This is a genomic window from Hyphomonas sp. (assembly GCF_041398465.1).
Classification (GTDB): Bacteria; Pseudomonadota; Alphaproteobacteria; order Caulobacterales; family Hyphomonadaceae; genus Hyphomonas.
Genome location: NZ_JAWKUS010000003.1, coordinates 414,557 through 431,609 on the forward strand (window position 1 = coordinate 414,557; position 17,053 = coordinate 431,609).

Sequence of the window (17,053 nt, forward strand, 5' to 3'; positions counted from 1 at the left end):
CGCCTCAGACCGGTCGGATATCCTCGCCATGCGCGTCAGTCACGGCGGCCATCCGGCCAGCCATGCCCCGCCGCTCAGCAGCGATCAGCTTGGGCACATAAGACTCGATGCTGTTGTCCCGCAAATACTGTATAGACCCCGCTTTTACCGGCTCGAACCGCTCCCAGCGATTGTTGATGATGCTCACCAGCGATTGCGCCATCTCGCGCGGCGTTTCGCCTGTCGCGCCGCCCTGCAACTCGGCCATGCGTGCGGGATAAGTGCCCGATTTTGCGACAATGAACTTCCGCGCCGTAACAGCCTCCGTCACCACACCCGACCCGCGGACGCGGTAGGCCTGTTCTTCGTACGGCATCAACACCGCATCGGAGGTGATCAGCATGTTGCGGTAGTCCTGATCGGTCAAAGGCTCCAGCAGAAGTTCCACCTGTGTCGACGGCAACTCTTGCAGGCGCTCAATCGCCTTTGCGATAACGGGATGGCGGCCAATGATCTGCGCACTGGCCTGCAACACGAACTTGATGGATTCCGGCTTTGCGTTCGGAAAGCCCGGCGTGCCCGCGAACTCGAAGGTGCGCTGCACGACATCTGGAATCAGGTTGAACCCCTTCTCCAGTCGGGCAGCCCCGAGCGAGGTAATGACAAATGCGTTCTCGTCCAGTTTCAAACGCTCGGTACGGAATTTCCGTGCAAGGAATTTCTCATCCTCGGTGACCGCTTTCATGGGCAGGTCCAGCGGCCTTACGGGAACCTTCCAGATTTCGGCCAAATGATCTGCCAGAAACGGGTTTTCCGCATAGAGAAATACTTTGCGGTCTACCAGGCCCGCCTGCTTCAGGGAGTCTATGACCTCCATGATTTCATCAGCTGAGCGCCGGTTGGGCATCACCCCGACGGGATCGTATGGCGTGCAGACATGGAACAGTGGCAGGTCATCCTTCGCCAGACCTGCGATGACTTCGGCCAGCGCGCGGTAAGTCGCCCCATCGGCCGTATGGAACAACAGCCGGTCGGCCGGCCCGATACCATAGGTATCGATCGCCTGACGCAGGCCGTCCCGGATTGACACTTCCACGGCCTCGAACTTGTCCTCGCTGGAGGGTTCAGGTGCAGCAGGTTCCTCCGGCCGCGACAGCAGTCTCGCGCCAAGCCGCTTCAGCCGGTCGAGAGGCGCATTGCCCCCTACCGTGACAGAGCCCTTATAGGCCGCATACATGCTGAGACCGAATGTCGGCAGGATTTCCTTGTGCTGCAGCAAGTCCCCGGACACTTCGGCAGCGGACAGCCAGTGGACATCAAATCCGCGCAACCTGGCGGACTCCGTCACCGACCGTGTCAACGTATAGTGGTGCCCGCGAATATCGGTCAGCGACGGGTCAACGATAAAAAGGCGGCGGCCTGCAATCATCAGGCAGTCTCCATCAGCGCGTATCCAGTCTAAGTCTGTTCCACCTTCGCCGCAATCTCGCCAGCTGCGGCAGCCGGCAGCGAAGCAGCGACATTTTCGTCCTCAGCCCGAACGCGGCCGAGCGCGCGCACAGCGGACAGGCTCCGGAAAGACGTCGCTGCGAGTCTGGCCAGGGGCCCCGGTAGGAATGTGCCGCCATGGCTGCGCACTTCATCCAGGTAGGCATCGAGATTGTTGGACGAGAGGTTGCCGCCATGGACGCGAAAGCCGGAAATGGCCGAGGGCAGCACGTTGAGGGATGTGTGGCCTGCAAAACATCGCCACAGCAGCCAGTCACCCGCCAAACGGCAGGAGGCAATTTGCTCGCGTTCCTGCGGTGTGAGCTTCGAATACAGGTCGCGCGAGAAAAAGATGCTCTCCTGCTGCAGGAAGCCCAGCAGGCGCTCATGAAACCACCCCTTGCGGATCAGCCCCTTGGGATACCAGCCATAGGGCCGCACATAGCGGAGCGTACCCGCATCGTCCCAGCAGCCTGGATAGCCGGTAATCCAGTCCGCGCCGGTTCTGTTGTGGTGGTTCCAGACCGCCTGAAGAGACCATGGCGCATAGAGATCGTCGCAATTGAGCCAGGCCAGCAACTGGCCCTCGGCCATGTCCAGTCCTCGCAAGATGGATGCGTAGAGGCCAAGCCCCTCTTCCTGCACCAGTTGGGCCCGCGAATCCCCCGCGCACCAGCTTTTCAGGATATCAAGGCTGCCATCTGTCGAACCGCCATCAACGATGATGTGCTGCCAGTTCCCAAGTGTTTGAAAACGCAGGGAATTCAGCATATCCTGCAAGAATTTCGCCCCGTTCAGAACGGGCGTGACAATCGTGAATGACGGATTTGTACTCATAGGGCGGGCATTCCTGACGGAATTCTGGTCAGCTTGAAGTTGCAGTGCAGACAGGGCCTATCCGCGCGGGTTGCATGCCCCATAAATCGGGTTAAAGGATGGAGACCGAGTAAATGGTGGTGGTAACCGGGACACGTGCGCATGACCTTGCTTATAGACAAGTCGCAAAGGCCGGAATCAACAAGATTTCAAGACGCTCGCGCCATCGCCATACAGCTGAACGCGCTCAGTGATCGCTACGAATCCCTGTCGCCGACAGAGATCCTCGCAGATGCGCTGCAGCATGAATGGTTCGATAATTCGGCCGTTGTGTCCTCATTCGGAGCGGAATCCGCTGTTCTGCTGCACATGGTCTCGCAGGTCGCGCCGGAACTGCCGGTCCTGTTGATTGACACGGGCAAGCTGTTTGGCGAAACCCGCCAGTACGCTGCCCAGCTCCAGCACCGGCTGGGCCTAGAGGACGTACGTCACGTGGCGCCCCGGCGGGCTGAAATCGACGAAAAAGACCCACTCGGAAAGCTTAGTGGAACAGATCCTGATTCCTGTTGTGCGCTGCGCAAGACAATCGTGCTCCAGCGGGCGCTGGAGCCCTTCGGATCATGGATCAACGGCCGCAAGCGCCATCAGACAGACCAGCGCTCCTTGATGTCGATTGTCGAACGTGACGGCGACCGCATAAAGCTGAACCCGCTGGCCAATTTCAGCCACACCGACATCGCGGACTATCACCGCAAGTATGAACTTCCCGACCACCCCCTGATTTCGAAAGGGTACCGGTCAATCGGATGTTTCCCGTGCACGTCCAAGGTCGGAGAGGGCGAAAACCCTCGGTCCGGCCGCTGGCCGGGCCTCGACAAGACTGAGTGCGGCATTCATTAGCGGCCACTGCGGTTCTCAACAAATTATCAAGACGATAACGGGACAACTTCCCTAAATGTATGGCAGCTGTATTTGCATTGGGCACGCAGGGCACATGAAGCGGCCCGCACCTGAAGTAGTTAGGGCGGAATCTCTATGATCGTATGGCTGGCGTCTTACCCGCGGTCCGGTAACACATTTCTACGGGTTCTCCTGAAATCCTGTTTCGGACTCGGCAGCTATTCCCAGTACAATGACCGCCAGGACATTGCCGACGATCCGGAACTGGCGGAGGCCGTTGGCCACCTCACCTATGAAGGCAGCTGGGACGATTTCTACAAAAAAGCCCGCGACAGCGACGAGCTTTACCTGATCAAGACACACCACCCGCCAAGCGACGACAGCGGAGCAATCTATATCGCACGCGAACCCCGCGCCGCTTTGGTGTCCTACCACAAATACATGAAGTCCTTCACGAAGCTGGACCTGACGCCGGCCGAGACGATCCTTGGCGCAACAGCATTCGGTTCGTGGGGGGAGCACTACAACGCCTGGAAACCGAAAAGCCGCAAGAAAACCCTTCTTCTGCATTTCGAGGAGATGACCAAAGACCCTCTCGAAGCAGCCGACGAGATTCAGAAATTTCTGGACATGGGCAAGGTCCGCGAAAAACTCCCCACCTTCGAGGAGCTGCAGGAGATTAGCCCTAATTTTTTCCGCAGCGGGTCAAACGAGAAGAATGCCCGGACACTCAGCGATGAAGAGGTCAATCTCGTCCGGTTCCTTTACCAGAACGAAATGCAGGCACTCGGCTACGATGTCGAGGAGAAGGCGAACCGCCGCGATGCCCTCGCGCTGATCGAGGCGACTTCGCACAGACTGTGGAGCCTGAAAGCGGAGCTTGAGGATGTGAACTCCCGTCTGCAACAGGCCTGGAAGACAAAGGCCGAAGCCGAAGCAAAGGTGGATTATCTGCAGAAGAAGCGAGGCGAGGATGGCGTCAAGCTGGCCCAACAGAAGGCCTATGCCGACGCTCAGGCTCTCGCCTTCAAGGCCGGCATCCAGAAAGAGATTCAAGCCGGATTGGCGAACATGAAATCAGTCGTCGACGAGTTGACGGAAGCCCTCCGCGCCGACCGCGACAATCTCGTCCGTACGCAGGACTTTATCGCGACGCTAACCACGCAAAAGATCGAACGTGAGCGCCATATCGACAAGGTCGAGGCCGAGCTCACCAAGACCCATGAGAAAGCACAACGCGCATCTCAGCGGAATCGCGAATTGCAGGCCCAGCTTCAGTCGGCAACCGAGCGCCTTGCCGAAGTTCACCGCGCAGTAGAGCCCCGGATGAAGACCCTGCTGACCCTGCGGCCTGCACGATACATTCTGCAGCAGCGGCAATTGATGAAAAAAGGCATGCTCTCACTCGACGCTTCTGGCGTGCCCGCTGTCAACCTGCCCGCAATGCCGCCAGCCGATGCAACTTCGCCCGTGCCCGAACGCACGGAGGCAAAAGTGCTGAAGCGCTCGGGTCACAGGGACTCGGTCTACTCGACCTACCAGCCCACAAAGCCGCTCGGTATTGCCGTTTACACGTTCGACCGGGCCGACAGTGTCGAGCACGTGCTGGAAAGCCTGATGCTGCAGGACGCACTGGAGCACACGCATGTGTTCATCGACGGTGACCAGGGCAATCCCGCCAAGCGCGCCCGCATCGACGAGACAGAGCGGATCGTTTCCGAATTCCCGGTGAAAAAGGTTCACCGGAACCGTGGCAATTACGGCTTCCGCAAGATGATGATCATCTCCATGCGGACGATGATGCAACAATACGACCGCATGTTGTTCCTGGAGGACGACTGCTTCCCGAACCGGTATGCCTATAAGGGCTTCTCGATGGAGCTGGACAGGATCGAGGACAATCCGGACATCATGTCCGTATACGGCCACCACTTCCTGGTCCCCGCCGAGGAAGAAGGCCCGCATGGCCGCTTCCAGGGATGGGGTTGGGCGACGACGCGGGCGAAGCTCGAACCACTCTGGAACCAGCTTCTCGAACTCTACCTGTTGAATGAGGAAGAGTACCTCGCATACATGCAGGAAAATCTGACGCCGGAACTGAGTGCCAAACTCGATGTCACGCCCGGCCGACAGCCGACCTCGACCCTGCCACGCTTCTTCGCCTGGGACGAAGTGCTGGGTTTCCTCGCCGCGAAGGCCGGAAAGGGCCATATCCGGTCACAGGAAAGACTGATCTACAATTTCGGCGTTGGCGGAGACTCAACGCACTTCAGCCAGATCGAGCATTACCGAAAGCCGCCATTCAACATGGTGACGATGGAAGAGCTCTGGCAGCATTTCTAACGGTCATCCCGCGGGCCTGCCGGCCTCTGAGCAGGCCCCTACTCCGCCAGTTCACCGCCATAGACGAAGCCTGTCGGCGTTTCGCTGATCCTCTTTGCGGCTGCGTCCTTCGCCGAGAGCTTCGGCTCTGCCCCGTTCAACGGCCAGTCCACGCCGATGGCCGGATCGTCATACCGTACAGACCGGTCCTGATCAGGCGCATAAGGCGCGGTCACCTTGTAGGCCACATGCACATCCGGCGTCAGCGTCAGGAAGCCATGCGCAAACCCTTTCGGCACCAGGATCTGATTGCCCTTTTCCGCCGACAGCGTGACGCTGGTCCATTTGCCATAGGTAGGCGAGCCTTCACGGATATCGACCGCGACATCGAACACGGCGCCGGTGATCACCCGAACCAGCTTGTCCTGCGCGAAAGGCGGTTTCTGGAAATGCAGACCACGCAACACGTATTGATCCGCGGAAAAGGAAAGATTGTCCTGCATCCAGTCCAGATCGATCCCGGCTTCGATGAAGCGGGCGCGATTGTAGGATTCGGTGAAATACCCGCGCGCGTCACGGAAGCGGGCCGGAATGATTTCCTTCACGCCTTCGAGGCCAAGGTCCCTGATTTCCATAGCCCTGCGTCCTTTACTGTGCGGCCAGCATCCGCAGGTATGCGGCATATTCTGTCTGACCGAGCTGGCCAGCGGCGTTCAGCAGGGCTTCCCTGTCGAGATAGCCCTTTTCGAATGCGATCTCCTCCGGGCAGGCGATCTTCACGCCCTGCCGGCGTTCGATCGTCCGCACGAAGCTGGACGCCTCGTGCAGGCTGTCATGCGTACCTGTGTCCAGCCAGGCATAGCCGCGCCCCAGCTGCATCACTTTCAACTTCCCCATCTTCAGATAGACACGGTTCACATCGGTAATTTCCAGCTCGCCGCGTTCAGACGGTTTCAGCGCTTTGGCAATGTCCACCACCTGCTCGTCATAGAAATAGAGGCCGGTGATCGCCCAATTCGATTTCGGCCGGACGGGCTTCTCCTCGAGCGTCAGGGCGTTGGAATTCTTGTCGAAGGACACCACGCCATAGCGCTGTGGATCGGCAACCTTGTAAGCAAAGACGGTCGCGCCATCGGTCTGGGTTGCCGCCTGCGCGCACATGCGGCCCAGATTGGCGCCATAGAAAATATTGTCGCCAAGGATCAGCGCCGACGGGCCGCCCTTCACGAAATCGGCGCCGATGATGAACGCCTCGGCCAGCCCATTGGGCTGGGCCTGTTCAGCAAACTCGATATTGATCCCGAAGTCGGAGCCATTGCCCAGCAGCTTCTCGAACTGGGGCCTGTCTTCCGGTGTGGTGATGATCAGAACGTCGCGGATCCCTGCCAGCATGAGCACGCTCAGCGGGTAGTAGATCATCGGCTTGTCATAGACCGGCATCAACTGCTTGGAGACCGCCTTGGTCAGCGGGAAAAGGCGCGAGCCCGTTCCTCCTGCCAGAACGATGCCTTTCATGCGACGCACTCCGCTTTCTTGTCCCCGCTTCCCCGGCAAGGGGTGTGCACCAGCACGGTGAGGCGGGTCAACCGGCAATGGAGCAGCAGCTGTAATCCTCTCGCGTTCTGCAAGAAACACTACAACTGGAAATGGATCCCTTCCCTGAAAGCAGACCCGTCTCCCCTGCCATCCGCATTTACCCGCATTACTTTGTAATGCCACGTGACTTGCTCCGGATTCGCGAGGATCGTATGCGCAGGCATCGTTCCCGGCGTAGAATTTGGAAAATCCCATGTCCCTCCCCTTCATCGACCTTCAGGCCCAGCGCAAGCGCATCGAAAGCGAAGTGAACGCGGCGATCCTCTCTGTCGTGGAGAGCGGGCGCTATGTGCTTGGCCCGGAAGTGACGGAGCTTGAGAAACAGCTCGCCGCCTGGTGCGGGGCGAAGCATTCGGTGAGCTGCGCAAACGGCACGGACGCCATCGCCCTGCCGCTGATGGCGTGGGAAGTCGGCCCCGGCGATGCCGTCTTCTGCCCGTCCTTCACCTTCGTTGCGACGGCGCAGGTCGTGCCATGGACGGGCGCCTCGCCGGTCTTCGTCGACATCCTGCCAGATACCTACAATATGGACCCGGCGAGCCTTGAGGCCGCCATCGCCCGCGTGAAGGCGGAAGGCAAACTGACACCGAAGGTCGTCATCGCCGTCGACCTTTTCGGCCAGCCTGCCGACTATCCGGCGATCAAGGCGATCTGTGACCGCGAAGGCCTGAAGCTGATCTCCGACAATGCTCAGGGCTTTGGCTGCACGCTGAACGGCAAGGCGACGACCGATTGGGCCGACATTGCCACGACCAGCTTTTTCCCGGCAAAGCCGCTCGGCTGTTATGGCGATGGCGGCGCGGTGGTGACCAATGACGACCGCCTGGCCGAACTGGTCGAAGCGCTGCGCGTCTATGGCAAGGTCACGCCGACCGATGCAGCCGAACGCAACTTCCACCACGATCCGAAATACCTGTCGCTGCGCGTGGGCATGAACTCCCGCCTCGACACGATCCAGGCGGCGGTCCTGCTGGAGAAGCTGAAAATCTTCGCCGACGAGATCGAACAGCGCCAGAAAGTGGCTACGCGGTATACGGAAGGCCTGAAAGACCATGTCCGTCGCGTGCCGCACATAATCGAGGGCGGCCAGAGCGTCTGGGCACAATACGTGATCGAGCACGAGAACCGCGACGGCCTGCAGGCCCATCTCGGCACGCAGGGCATTCCGACTGCGGTCTATTACCCAGTGCCAATCCACATGCAGGACTTCGCCGCAGAATGGGCCCCGCCCGCCGGCTCCCTGCCTGTCACCGAAGCGGCCAGCCAGTATGTCATCGCCCTGCCGATGCACCCCTATCTCGGCGAGGAAGACCAGGACCGCGTCATCGAGGCAATCCGGGCCTTCAACGGATAAAATCTATTTCCGGCCGTAATAGTCTGAGATCAGATCAAACATCAGCCGGATGCGCTTGCTGGTGTGGAGCTCGCGGTGGGTCACCAGCCAGATCGGCACCGGGAATGGCTGGAATTCCGGCCAGACGATTTCCAGGTCCGGGAACTGGCTGACTTCATCCGCGATGAAAAGCCCGACGCCGAGGCCTTTCCGGGCCAGTTCGATCGCCGCCAGGCCGCTGTCGGCGGACACGGCGAAATTCGATGTCGTCAGCGCAAGCCCATTCTGCTTCAGATGCGGGATCAATGTATCGCTCGTGTCGACCCCGATAAATTTCAGCTTCTGAAGGTCCTCCACGTCCTGTGGCCGACCCACCCGGTCCAGGTATTCTGTCGACGCGTACAACGTCGCCGATGTGGTGCGCACTTTTTTCGCGATCAGGTCCGGCTCTTTTGGCCTCGCATGGCGGATCGCGATATCCGCCTCGCGCTGGATGAGATCCTGCAATTTGTTGGAGGTCCGGATCTCGATTTCGATGTCCGGCGCAGTTTCCCGCAGGCTGATCAGCATGTCCGGCAGATGATAGCAGGCCAGCGTATCCGTCGTCGCGATGCGGACGAGGCCCGCAACGGCCTGTGACTGGCCAGAGGCGGACAGGGACAATCTCGCCGCCGCCTCATGCATGGCGCGGACATGGTCCAGCACTTCAAGCCCCGCCGAGGTGAGACTGGTCATGCGCGGGCCGCGCTCGAACAGGGTGATCCCCAGCTTCTCTTCGAGTGCACTGACCTGACGGCTCAAAGTCGGCTGGGTCACACCAAGCGCACGCGCAGCAGCCGACAGGGACCCCTCCTCGGCCGTCGCGAGAAAGGCCCGGGCCTGGTTCCAGTCGAAGTCTGCCGCATCCCAGTTCATCGATCTGCGTATACCAAATCAAGATTTTTATGCAATATATGTATGACTTGGCATCGCCTACACCTGTCACACGACAGACAGAGGCCAGCCATGACATCTACAGCAACCTATCCGGCGCATTCTTTCCGGCCGGAAATTCCTTCACACCGGTCGCCAGCCCTGATGAAGTTTGCCGGACGTTTGACGGGCGGACTTTACCTGCTGCTGGCCCTGATCGGCGGGTCGGCCTATTTCCTTGTTTCAGAAACACTGATCGTCCACGGCGATGCCGCCACGACGACACACAACATCATCGCAAACGCCGGCCTGTTCAGGGCAGGCGCTGCTGCGTGGCTGGCAACTGCCCTGATCGATATCGTCATCGCTTATCTGTTGTACTGGATCTTCTCGCCGGCAACGCCGCGGCTGGCGCTGATGTCGATGGTCTTCCGGCTCGTCTACGTCGCGGTTCACGCCGCAGCGCTGACCAACCTTCTGGACATCATCATGCTGATCGACCAGGGCGCCGCTTCCGGAGCGCCGGATACCGTACTTCGCCTCGCCGAAGCGCACCTGAACGGTTTCATGGTGTCGCTGCTGTTTTTCGGCGTCCATCTGATGATTCTGGCGGTCATGATTTGCCGGACCGGCGCCTTGCCAAAACTGTTCGCTGTCCTGCTGATGCTCGCCGGGCTCGCCTACGCCGCCGACACGTTTGCCCTGGCGCTTTTGCCAACTGCCTCGGCCGCGTCCGGCTATATCGACCACGCAGTCACCATCCTTGCCACGGCGGGCGAAATCGGCTTCCTGCTCTGGCTGCTGGTGGCCGGTTTCAGGACTAACGACATTCAGGAAGAGGTAACGTCATGAAATTCGTTCCCATACGAACATTGATCTTTTTCATTATCGGATTCCCGATCGGCTTCATCCTCACGGCGCTCGGATTCGCGGTCACGCAAACCCCGATCTCCGCGCCGGCCATCTTTCCATTTGCGCTCGCCATTGCCGCACTCGCCGGGATCGCCGGCAGTTTCCAGAAAGCCGCCGAGTAAGCGCCCCCATCCCACTGATGATACCGCCCCGCCCCGACTGAGCGTCAGGGCGGGTTTCGGCTTTGCCGATCATAGCCGGACCACAAACGGGCAAGACCCGCGGCACCGACCAGCTCGAGCGGACCGGTATACATGGTCCTTACATGGTCTTTACATGGTGTTTTTCATGGTGTTCCGGAGCCGTTTGGCTCTGCCTGCAGTGGAAGGCGCGTTGCCTTTTCTGCAACTGCATGCTACGCGCAAACAAACACATAAAGGAATGTTGATATGGCGAAGTCATACCATGTCGCGGATATCACGCTCGCGGATTTCGGACGCAAGGAAATCGCGATTGCCGAGACGGAAATGCCCGGCCTGATGGCCGCGCGCGAAGAGTTCGGCGGCGAGCAGCCGCTGAAAGGCGCCAAGATCGCCGGCTCGCTTCACATGACCATCCAGACCGCAGTCCTGATCCAGACGCTGGAAGCCCTCGGCGCCGACGTTCAGTGGGTCTCCTGTAATATCTATTCCACACAGGACCACGCCGCCGCAGCCATCGCTGCCAACGGCACACCGGTCTGGGCCTACAAGGGCGAGACGTTGGTAGAGTACTGGGATTATACCGACCGCCTGTTCCACTGGCATGACGACACTTCGCCAAACCTGATCCTGGACGACGGCGGCGACGCGACGCTCTACCTCGTGCTGGGCGAAAAGGCAGAGGCGGATCCGTCCATCCTCGACAAGCCGTCTTCTGAAGAAGAGACCGCCCTGTTCGCACAGATCCGGAAGCGGATGGAAGCCTCCCCCGGCTGGTTCGCCAAGACCAAGGCCGGCATCAAGGGCGTCTCCGAAGAGACCACCACAGGCGTCAACCGCCTGTATCAAATGGAAAAACGCGGCGAACTGCCCTTCCCCGCAATCAACGTGAACGACTCTGTCACCAAGTCAAAATTCGACAACAAGTATGGCTGCAAGGAAAGCCTGGTCGACGCGATCCGCCGCGGCACCGACGTGATGATGGCCGGCAAGAAAGCCTTCGTCGCCGGCTATGGTGACGTGGGCAAAGGTTCTGCCGCTTCGCTCTCCGGCTCCGGCGCGCGCGTGGGTGTTTCCGAGATCGATCCGATCTGCGCGCTGCAGGCAGCGATGGACGGCTACGAAGTCCTGACGATGGAAGAGGCGGCCCCGAAGTTCGACATCTTCGTCACCTCCACAGGCAACCGCGACATCATCACGGTCGACCACATGCGCGCCATGAAGGACATGGCGATCGTCTGCAATATCGGCCACTTCGACAACGAGATTCAGGTCGAAGGCCTGCGCAATTTCGAGTGGACCAACATCAAGCCGCAGGTCGACATGATCACCTTCCCGGACGGGAAGCGTATCATCCTCCTGTCGGAAGGCCGCCTCGTGAACCTCGGCAATGCGACGGGCCACCCGTCCTTCGTGATGTCGGCATCCTTCACCAACCAGACGCTGGCCCAGATCGAACTGTGGACGCGTGGCCACGAGTACGAGAACAAGGTCTACACCCTGCCCAAGCATCTCGATGAGAAAGTGGCCATGCTGCACCTCGAAAAGCTGGGTGTTCAACTGACCGAACTGTCCCGCGAACAGGCCGATTATATCGGTGTGAACACGGTCGGCCCCTTCAAGCCCGAACACTATCGGTACTAGGATCTCGGACATGACCACCGGGGACCACATCCTGACATTGTCCTGCCCGGACCGGGTCGGGATTGTCGCGACACTGGCGCGGCTGATGGAGGCGCATGACTGTTTCATCGCCTCGTCCCGCACCTTTGGCGACACGGAGTCCGGGCAGTTTTTCGCGCGGCTCGTCTTCCGCGGACCGGAAGGCGGCGAAGTGCCGCTCAGTCTGCTGGGCGATATTGAAGAAGCCGCGGAAGAGCTGGAAGCCGACTGGAGCGTTGCCCCCGTCAGCCAGCGAATGAAGACACTGCTGCTGGTCTCGAAATCGGATCACTGTGCCAATACGCTGCTCTACGCTTCCCGCCGCAAGGAACTCCCCATCGACGTGGTCGGCATCGTCTCCAACCATAACACGCTGAAAGACCAGTTCGCTCATTTCGGCCTGCCCTGGTTCCAAATTCCGGTAACGGCGGCGACCAAGGAAGAAGCAGAAGCGCGGCTGTTCAATGTGGTCGAAGAGACGGGTGCGGACCTGATCGTGCTTGCCCGCTACATGCAGGTGCTGAGCGACAATGCCTGCCGGGAGCTGGAAGGCCGGTGTATCAACATCCACCACTCCTTCCTGCCGAGCTTCAAGGGTGCCCGCCCCTATCACCAGGCCCATGCCCGCGGCGTGAAGGTGATCGGCGCAACGGCTCACTATGTGACGGCGGACCTCGACGAGGGCCCGATCATCTCGCAGGTGACCGAAACCATCGACCACACCTATACCCCCGCTGACATGATCGAAACCGGCCGTCATCTGGAAGGCACCGCCCTCCTGCGCGCCGTCAAAGCGCACGCAGAGCATCGCGTCTTCAGCCATGCCGGCCGCACAATCGTCTTCGCAAGATAAGACCTCAGAGGAAACTGCCATGAAACTTTCCAGCCACGAATTCACTTCGGAAAGCGTTTCGGAAGGGCACCCGGACAAGGTCGCAGACCAGGTCTCCGATGCGATCGTCGACCTGTTTCTGGCGAAGGACCCGACGGCCAAGGTCGCCGTGGAAACCCTGACCACGACAAACAAGATCGTGCTGGCCGGCGAAGTGCGTACGAACAATGGTACCGTCGTCACCGAAGAGGAAATGAACGACGCCGCCAGGGCCGTGGTGAAGCGGATCGGCTATGAGCAGGACGGCTTCCACTGGAAGAATTTGTCGATCGACAATCTCGTCCACGGCCAGTCAGCCGAGATTGCCCAGGGTGTTGAAGAAGGCCAGGGCCTGTTCAAGGAAGAAGGCGCCGGCGACCAGGGCATCATGTTCGGTTACGCCACCAACGAAACGCCGGAGCTGATGCCGGCGACACTCGTCTACTCCCACCAGATACTGCAAAAACTCGCCGCGCTGCGCCACTCCGGCGCCCGCCCGCAGCTGGAGCCGGACGCCAAGAGTCAGGTCACGCTGCGGTATGAAGGCTCCCAGCCTGTCGGCGTGAATGCGGTCGTCGTCTCCCACCAGCACGGCAAGGATGTCAGCCAGGATGAACTGCGCGAGATTATCCGGCCAGTTGTCGAGGAAGTGCTGCCGGAAGGCTGGTTCCCGCCGGAAGACAAGTTCTATGTGAACCCGACAGGCAGTTTCTATATCGGCGGGCCGGATGGTGACGCAGGCCTTACCGGCCGCAAGATCATCGTCGACACCTATGGCGGGGCAGCCCCGCATGGCGGCGGCGCCTTCTCTGGCAAGGACCCGTCGAAAGTGGACCGTTCGGCAGCCTATGCCACGCGCTACCTCGCCAAGAACGTCGTGGCGGCCGGCCTTGCAGACCGCTGCACGATCCAGGTCAGCTACGCCATTGGCGTTTCCCAGCCGCTGTCGATCTACGTCGACACCCACGACACCGGCAAAGCCGACGAAGTCCGAATTGCCAAAGCCATTCGTGAACTGTTCGACCTGTCCCCGAAAGGCATCCGCACGCATCTCCAGCTGAACCGACCGATCTACAGCCCGAGCGCCGCGTACGGGCATTTCGGCCGGAAGCCGGGCGACAATGGTGCGTTCAGCTGGGAAAAGACGGACCTCACATCGGCATTGGCCCGCCTCGCAAACTAGGCGAGCTTACTGCACAATCGTCACACGTTCGATGGCGGCAATCTCGCTGCCCTGGCACAGGATCACGATCCGGGCAGGTAGCGGCGCAGGTGCTGTCTGGCGGTAGGCGACCGTGCCCGGCACTGTCGCCCCACCGGGCTTCAGGTCCAGGATCAGCCCCTGTGCCGCTGGCATGTCCAGCGGCGTCAGAAACCAGGTATCCTTGCCGTTGACTCCCAGCATCACGGTCATCTTCGTCGGCGCATCGCCGATGGTCGGCATCCGGTTCACCCAGGCTTCGGACTTGGTCACGACCGGGCACACTGCCGCCACTTCCGCGTCGGAAATGGCATCTTGTCCGCCCGCTTCAGCCTGCGTGCACAGCCCGAAGCACTGGCATCCGGCCAGCATCACAACGGACGCAAGCGCCACAGCGGCGCGGGGCACTACCAGTCTGTCGATAGCCTGAACCACAGGGCACTCTCCTCTTCCGCGCCCGCGATATGGTTCGGCGTCGTCGAGACGACTGCCGCCGCTTCCCCGGTCCAGCTGTCTGCCAGATGGAATCCGTACCGCGTTTCGAAATCGACCTGTCGCCCGCTTGGCGTCAGGCCGGCATTGATGGTCTGATGGATCAGTGCGCCATTGGCATCGACGGCAACGGGCGCGTTCAATGCAATGGAGCCTGCTTCCGCCCGCCATGGCTGTGCAATGATCAGGCTGATTTGTCCTGGCCCAGCTGGACGGCTCGCGCCTACAGACCAGCGGCTTGTCCAGACATCGTTCACGTTCACGCCCGGCAGCTCGACGCTCGCCATCTCCATACCGGATGACAGCGTCCAGCGCTGACCTGCGAGCCAGGCACCTTCCAGCGCGTAGGCTGTCATTCGGGTCTGGTCGTCCGCGCCGAAACGGTCCTGAACCGACCCGCCAAGGGCCGTGTTTGCGTCGTCAACGAACGTCGCGCCGAAACGGTAAGACCAACGCGGCTTGTCCTTGCCAAAGCGGAAGCCGGACTGGCTGCGTCCTCCTTGCTCGGCGGAGAAAAAGTCCATGACCAGGCCCTGCCCCAGATGGCGGCTGAACTTGGCCCACGCACCTCCGGTGGAGAAGGCATTGCCGACGCCCGGCTCGTTCAGCAGCGACACATCCGGCGCCAGCCGGGTCAGCGATCCACCGCGGCCCACTTCGACATCATTGTCGCCGAAACTATAGCGCATCTGGAAGGTCGATTGCGGGTCTTCCTGATAGGGCGCGGTCGGATCATCATAGAGGCGGGCCTGAGTCCAGTTGAACGACAGATCGCCCGCCCGGACGGAATGGGTTTCGCCGGCTGCCCAGTTGGCCCGCGTCTGGAAGTCCACTATCCGGTCACCCGAAAGACCCGAGGGCAATCGGGCGGAGACCGCGTCAGCGTCCAGCACAAACCCACGCTCATACCCATCCCGGAAGACGAGGCCGTTCAGCGCGCCGGAATTTGAAGCCCAGTCTCCGAAGGCGCCGCCACTGGGTACCAGCGCAGCGTCGATCGAAACCTTCGCCGTTCCGAAATCCAGCGTCTGCTGCCCCTGCGGTGAAAAGGCCCGGATGAGATTGAGGATGCCGACCCCGGATACGTCATCGACCCCCACCCCGGCCGCTGTTCCGGTAATCGGGTCGAGATTCGCATCGACATAATCATCCGCCGTATCCAGCAGGATCTGCAGCGCAACTTCCGGTTTGTCCTTCAGGTTCGGGAAGGTCTGCAGCATCAGCGCCAGCGCGCCTGCCATGTAAGGGGCGGAAAAGGATGTGCCGCTGGCATACCAATAATCCGGAGTCGTATCGGCATCCCGGCACTGATCTGTCACCGTCGCAGAACAAGCCGGCCACTCCGGGTGCACGACATCATCGTCAAGTCCCGTGGTGGCCACGTCTTCGCCGGGCGCTAGAATGTAATAGTTCTTCGCATCATTGCCCGCGCGGTTGGAAAAGTCTGAAATGACCCTGTTGAGGTCAATCGAACCGACGGCGACGACCCGGCCGAGCGATTGATCCTGACCGGCGATATAAGCAGGCTCCGTCGGTTCACCGCCAACAGCCGGAGTGATGTTGCCCATCCCGTCATCGATGGCCGGTTCGGCTTCGTTCCCGGCAGAAATCACCACCAGAACGCCAGCCGCGGCGGCATTGCGTACGGCATTCTCCAGGTCCTGATTGGCGTCGATCTCGCCGCCGAGTGACATGTTGATAACGCTGGCGCCCTGGTCCACCGCGTACTGAATCGCCCGCACAAGCGCGGAATCGGAGAAATTGCAGCCTTCGTCTACACCTGTCCGCGCACAGCTCCCGGGGCTGTCAGCACGGATCGAGATGACCGAGGATTCAAAGGCGACGCCCTGCACACCCGACCCTTCGTCAAACGCCGTCGCGTAATTGTCCTGCCTGCGCGCGGCAATGACACCGGAGACCAGTGTGCCGTGGCCGCCCGTATCTATGTCATCAAGCTGACGGGTCATGGTGATGGGATCACCATTTGTGTCGTATCCACTGCAATCGGTGTCAGCGCAGACGTCGAAGGTCTGCACGAAGACACCCTGCAGGTCCGGATGATTGTCGATGGTGCCAGTGTCGATGACCGCAACCTTGATGCCTGCCCCGGTCGCCCCGATGGCATAAGCTGCTGAAGCACCGATAACCGGCAATCCGCCCGTCACTTCGTATTCCCGCGTCTCGAATGCGGACGCAGGTGCGATGGTCGACGGAAACGGCGGTGGAGGCGGAGGAGATGGAGGCGCTGGCGGCGGCGGGGGTGGCGGCGACGTCGGGGTCACGACTGAACCGCCACCCCCGCCCCCGCCGCTCGCGCATGCACCAAGCATAGCCAAGGCCGGTCCAGCGATCGCCAGAACCATAGCCGCTTTCAGGTAACGCGACCGCTGTTTCCGCAATTGCATGCCCTTCGACCTCCGAATGTGGGC

General features: G+C 60.6%; 15 protein-coding genes. 8 read left to right on the forward strand and 7 right to left on the reverse strand.

What is annotated here, in order from left to right:
* Positions 1-4: 4 nt before the first annotated feature.
* Positions 5-1,408, reverse strand: a complete 1,404-nt coding sequence (locus tag R3C98_RS12455) for a hypothetical protein (RefSeq protein WP_371314402.1) — start codon at positions 1,406-1,408, stop codon at positions 5-7.
* Between the two features lie 29 nt (positions 1,409-1,437).
* Positions 1,438-2,304, reverse strand: coding sequence for a glycosyltransferase (locus tag R3C98_RS12460; RefSeq protein WP_371314403.1), 867 nt, complete (start codon positions 2,302-2,304; stop codon positions 1,438-1,440).
* 141 nt (positions 2,305-2,445) lie between these two features.
* On the opposite strand from R3C98_RS12460, the gene R3C98_RS12465 reads away from it, so the two are divergent.
* Both R3C98_RS12465 and R3C98_RS12470 read left to right on the forward strand, forming a co-directional pair.
* Positions 2,446-3,183, forward strand: a complete 738-nt coding sequence (locus tag R3C98_RS12465; RefSeq protein WP_371314404.1) for a phosphoadenylyl-sulfate reductase — start codon at positions 2,446-2,448, stop codon at positions 3,181-3,183.
* A 135-nt stretch (positions 3,184-3,318) separates the two neighbouring features.
* Positions 3,319-5,526, forward strand: a complete 2,208-nt coding sequence (locus R3C98_RS12470; RefSeq protein WP_371314405.1) for a sulfotransferase domain-containing protein — start codon at positions 3,319-3,321, stop codon at positions 5,524-5,526.
* Positions 5,527-5,564: 38 nt separating this feature from the next.
* On the opposite strand, the gene rfbC is transcribed toward R3C98_RS12470, so the two are convergent.
* Positions 5,565-6,140, reverse strand: coding sequence for a dTDP-4-dehydrorhamnose 3,5-epimerase (gene rfbC / locus R3C98_RS12475; protein ID WP_371314406.1), 576 nt, complete (start codon positions 6,138-6,140; stop codon positions 5,565-5,567).
* 13 nt (positions 6,141-6,153) lie between these two features.
* Positions 6,154-7,020 (reverse strand): glucose-1-phosphate thymidylyltransferase RfbA, encoded by an 867-nt coding sequence (gene rfbA, locus R3C98_RS12480; protein ID WP_371314407.1) that lies wholly within the window; start codon positions 7,018-7,020, stop codon positions 6,154-6,156.
* Between the two features lie 274 nt (positions 7,021-7,294).
* On the opposite strand from rfbA, the gene R3C98_RS12485 reads away from it, so the two are divergent.
* Entirely contained in the window at positions 7,295-8,455 is a 1,161-nt protein-coding gene (locus R3C98_RS12485; RefSeq protein WP_371314408.1) for a DegT/DnrJ/EryC1/StrS family aminotransferase, read from the forward strand.
* Positions 8,456-8,458: 3 nt separating this feature from the next.
* Here R3C98_RS12485 and R3C98_RS12490 read toward each other — a convergent pair whose 3' ends face one another.
* Entirely contained in the window at positions 8,459-9,349 is an 891-nt protein-coding gene (locus tag R3C98_RS12490; protein WP_371314409.1) for a LysR family transcriptional regulator, read from the reverse strand.
* 90 nt (positions 9,350-9,439) lie between these two features.
* Between R3C98_RS12490 and R3C98_RS12495 the strand changes: the two genes are divergently transcribed.
* The 5 genes from R3C98_RS12495 (at position 9,440) to metK (ending at position 14,114) form a co-directional block, all read left to right on the forward strand.
* Complete coding sequence (locus tag R3C98_RS12495; RefSeq protein WP_371314410.1) at positions 9,440-10,198, forward strand: DUF4386 domain-containing protein; 759 nt, start codon at positions 9,440-9,442, stop codon at positions 10,196-10,198.
* Entirely contained in the window at positions 10,195-10,380 is a 186-nt protein-coding gene (locus R3C98_RS12500) for a hypothetical protein (RefSeq protein ID WP_371314411.1), read from the forward strand. Before R3C98_RS12495 ends, R3C98_RS12500 begins: the two co-directional genes overlap by 4 nt.
* 267 nt (positions 10,381-10,647) lie before the next feature.
* The gene (gene ahcY, locus R3C98_RS12505) at positions 10,648-12,042 is read left to right on the forward strand and encodes an adenosylhomocysteinase (protein ID WP_371314412.1); all 1,395 of its coding nucleotides are present in this window, start codon (positions 10,648-10,650) and stop codon (positions 12,040-12,042) included.
* A gap of 10 nt (positions 12,043-12,052) precedes the next feature.
* Positions 12,053-12,913 (forward strand): formyltetrahydrofolate deformylase, encoded by an 861-nt coding sequence (locus R3C98_RS12510; RefSeq protein ID WP_371314413.1) that lies wholly within the window; start codon positions 12,053-12,055, stop codon positions 12,911-12,913.
* Positions 12,914-12,932: 19 nt separating this feature from the next.
* Positions 12,933-14,114, forward strand: coding sequence for a methionine adenosyltransferase (metK, locus tag R3C98_RS12515; protein WP_371314414.1), 1,182 nt, complete (start codon positions 12,933-12,935; stop codon positions 14,112-14,114).
* A gap of 6 nt (positions 14,115-14,120) precedes the next feature.
* Here the strand turns inward: metK and R3C98_RS12520 are convergent, their stop codons facing one another.
* Positions 14,121-14,567, reverse strand: a complete 447-nt coding sequence (locus tag R3C98_RS12520; protein ID WP_371314415.1) for a hypothetical protein — start codon at positions 14,565-14,567, stop codon at positions 14,121-14,123.
* Positions 14,540-17,029 (reverse strand): S8 family serine peptidase, encoded by a 2,490-nt coding sequence (locus R3C98_RS12525; RefSeq protein ID WP_371314416.1) that lies wholly within the window; start codon positions 17,027-17,029, stop codon positions 14,540-14,542. Before R3C98_RS12525 ends, R3C98_RS12520 begins: the two co-directional genes overlap by 28 nt.
* Positions 17,030-17,053 lie beyond the last annotated feature (24 nt).

Coding starts and splice junctions, on each gene's coding strand:
- R3C98_RS12455 (WP_371314402.1), bottom strand. CDS start 1,408: ATGATTGCAGGCCGCCGCCTTTTTATCGTTGACCCGTCGCTGACCGAT.
- R3C98_RS12460 (WP_371314403.1), bottom strand. CDS start 2,304: ATGAGTACAAATCCGTCATTCACGATTGTCACGCCCGTTCTGAACGGG.
- R3C98_RS12465 (WP_371314404.1), top strand. CDS start 2,446: ATGACCTTGCTTATAGACAAGTCGCAAAGGCCGGAATCAACAAGATTT.
- R3C98_RS12470 (WP_371314405.1), top strand. CDS start 3,319: ATGATCGTATGGCTGGCGTCTTACCCGCGGTCCGGTAACACATTTCTA.
- rfbC (WP_371314406.1), bottom strand. CDS start 6,140: ATGGAAATCAGGGACCTTGGCCTCGAAGGCGTGAAGGAAATCATTCCG.
- rfbA (WP_371314407.1), bottom strand. CDS start 7,020: ATGAAAGGCATCGTTCTGGCAGGAGGAACGGGCTCGCGCCTTTTCCCG.
- R3C98_RS12485 (WP_371314408.1), top strand. CDS start 7,295: ATGTCCCTCCCCTTCATCGACCTTCAGGCCCAGCGCAAGCGCATCGAA.
- R3C98_RS12490 (WP_371314409.1), bottom strand. CDS start 9,349: ATGAACTGGGATGCGGCAGACTTCGACTGGAACCAGGCCCGGGCCTTT.
- R3C98_RS12495 (WP_371314410.1), top strand. CDS start 9,440: ATGACATCTACAGCAACCTATCCGGCGCATTCTTTCCGGCCGGAAATT.
- R3C98_RS12500 (WP_371314411.1), top strand. CDS start 10,195: ATGAAATTCGTTCCCATACGAACATTGATCTTTTTCATTATCGGATTC.
- ahcY (WP_371314412.1), top strand. CDS start 10,648: ATGGCGAAGTCATACCATGTCGCGGATATCACGCTCGCGGATTTCGGA.
- R3C98_RS12510 (WP_371314413.1), top strand. CDS start 12,053: ATGACCACCGGGGACCACATCCTGACATTGTCCTGCCCGGACCGGGTC.
- metK (WP_371314414.1), top strand. CDS start 12,933: ATGAAACTTTCCAGCCACGAATTCACTTCGGAAAGCGTTTCGGAAGGG.
- R3C98_RS12525 (WP_371314416.1), bottom strand. CDS start 17,029: ATGCAATTGCGGAAACAGCGGTCGCGTTACCTGAAAGCGGCTATGGTT.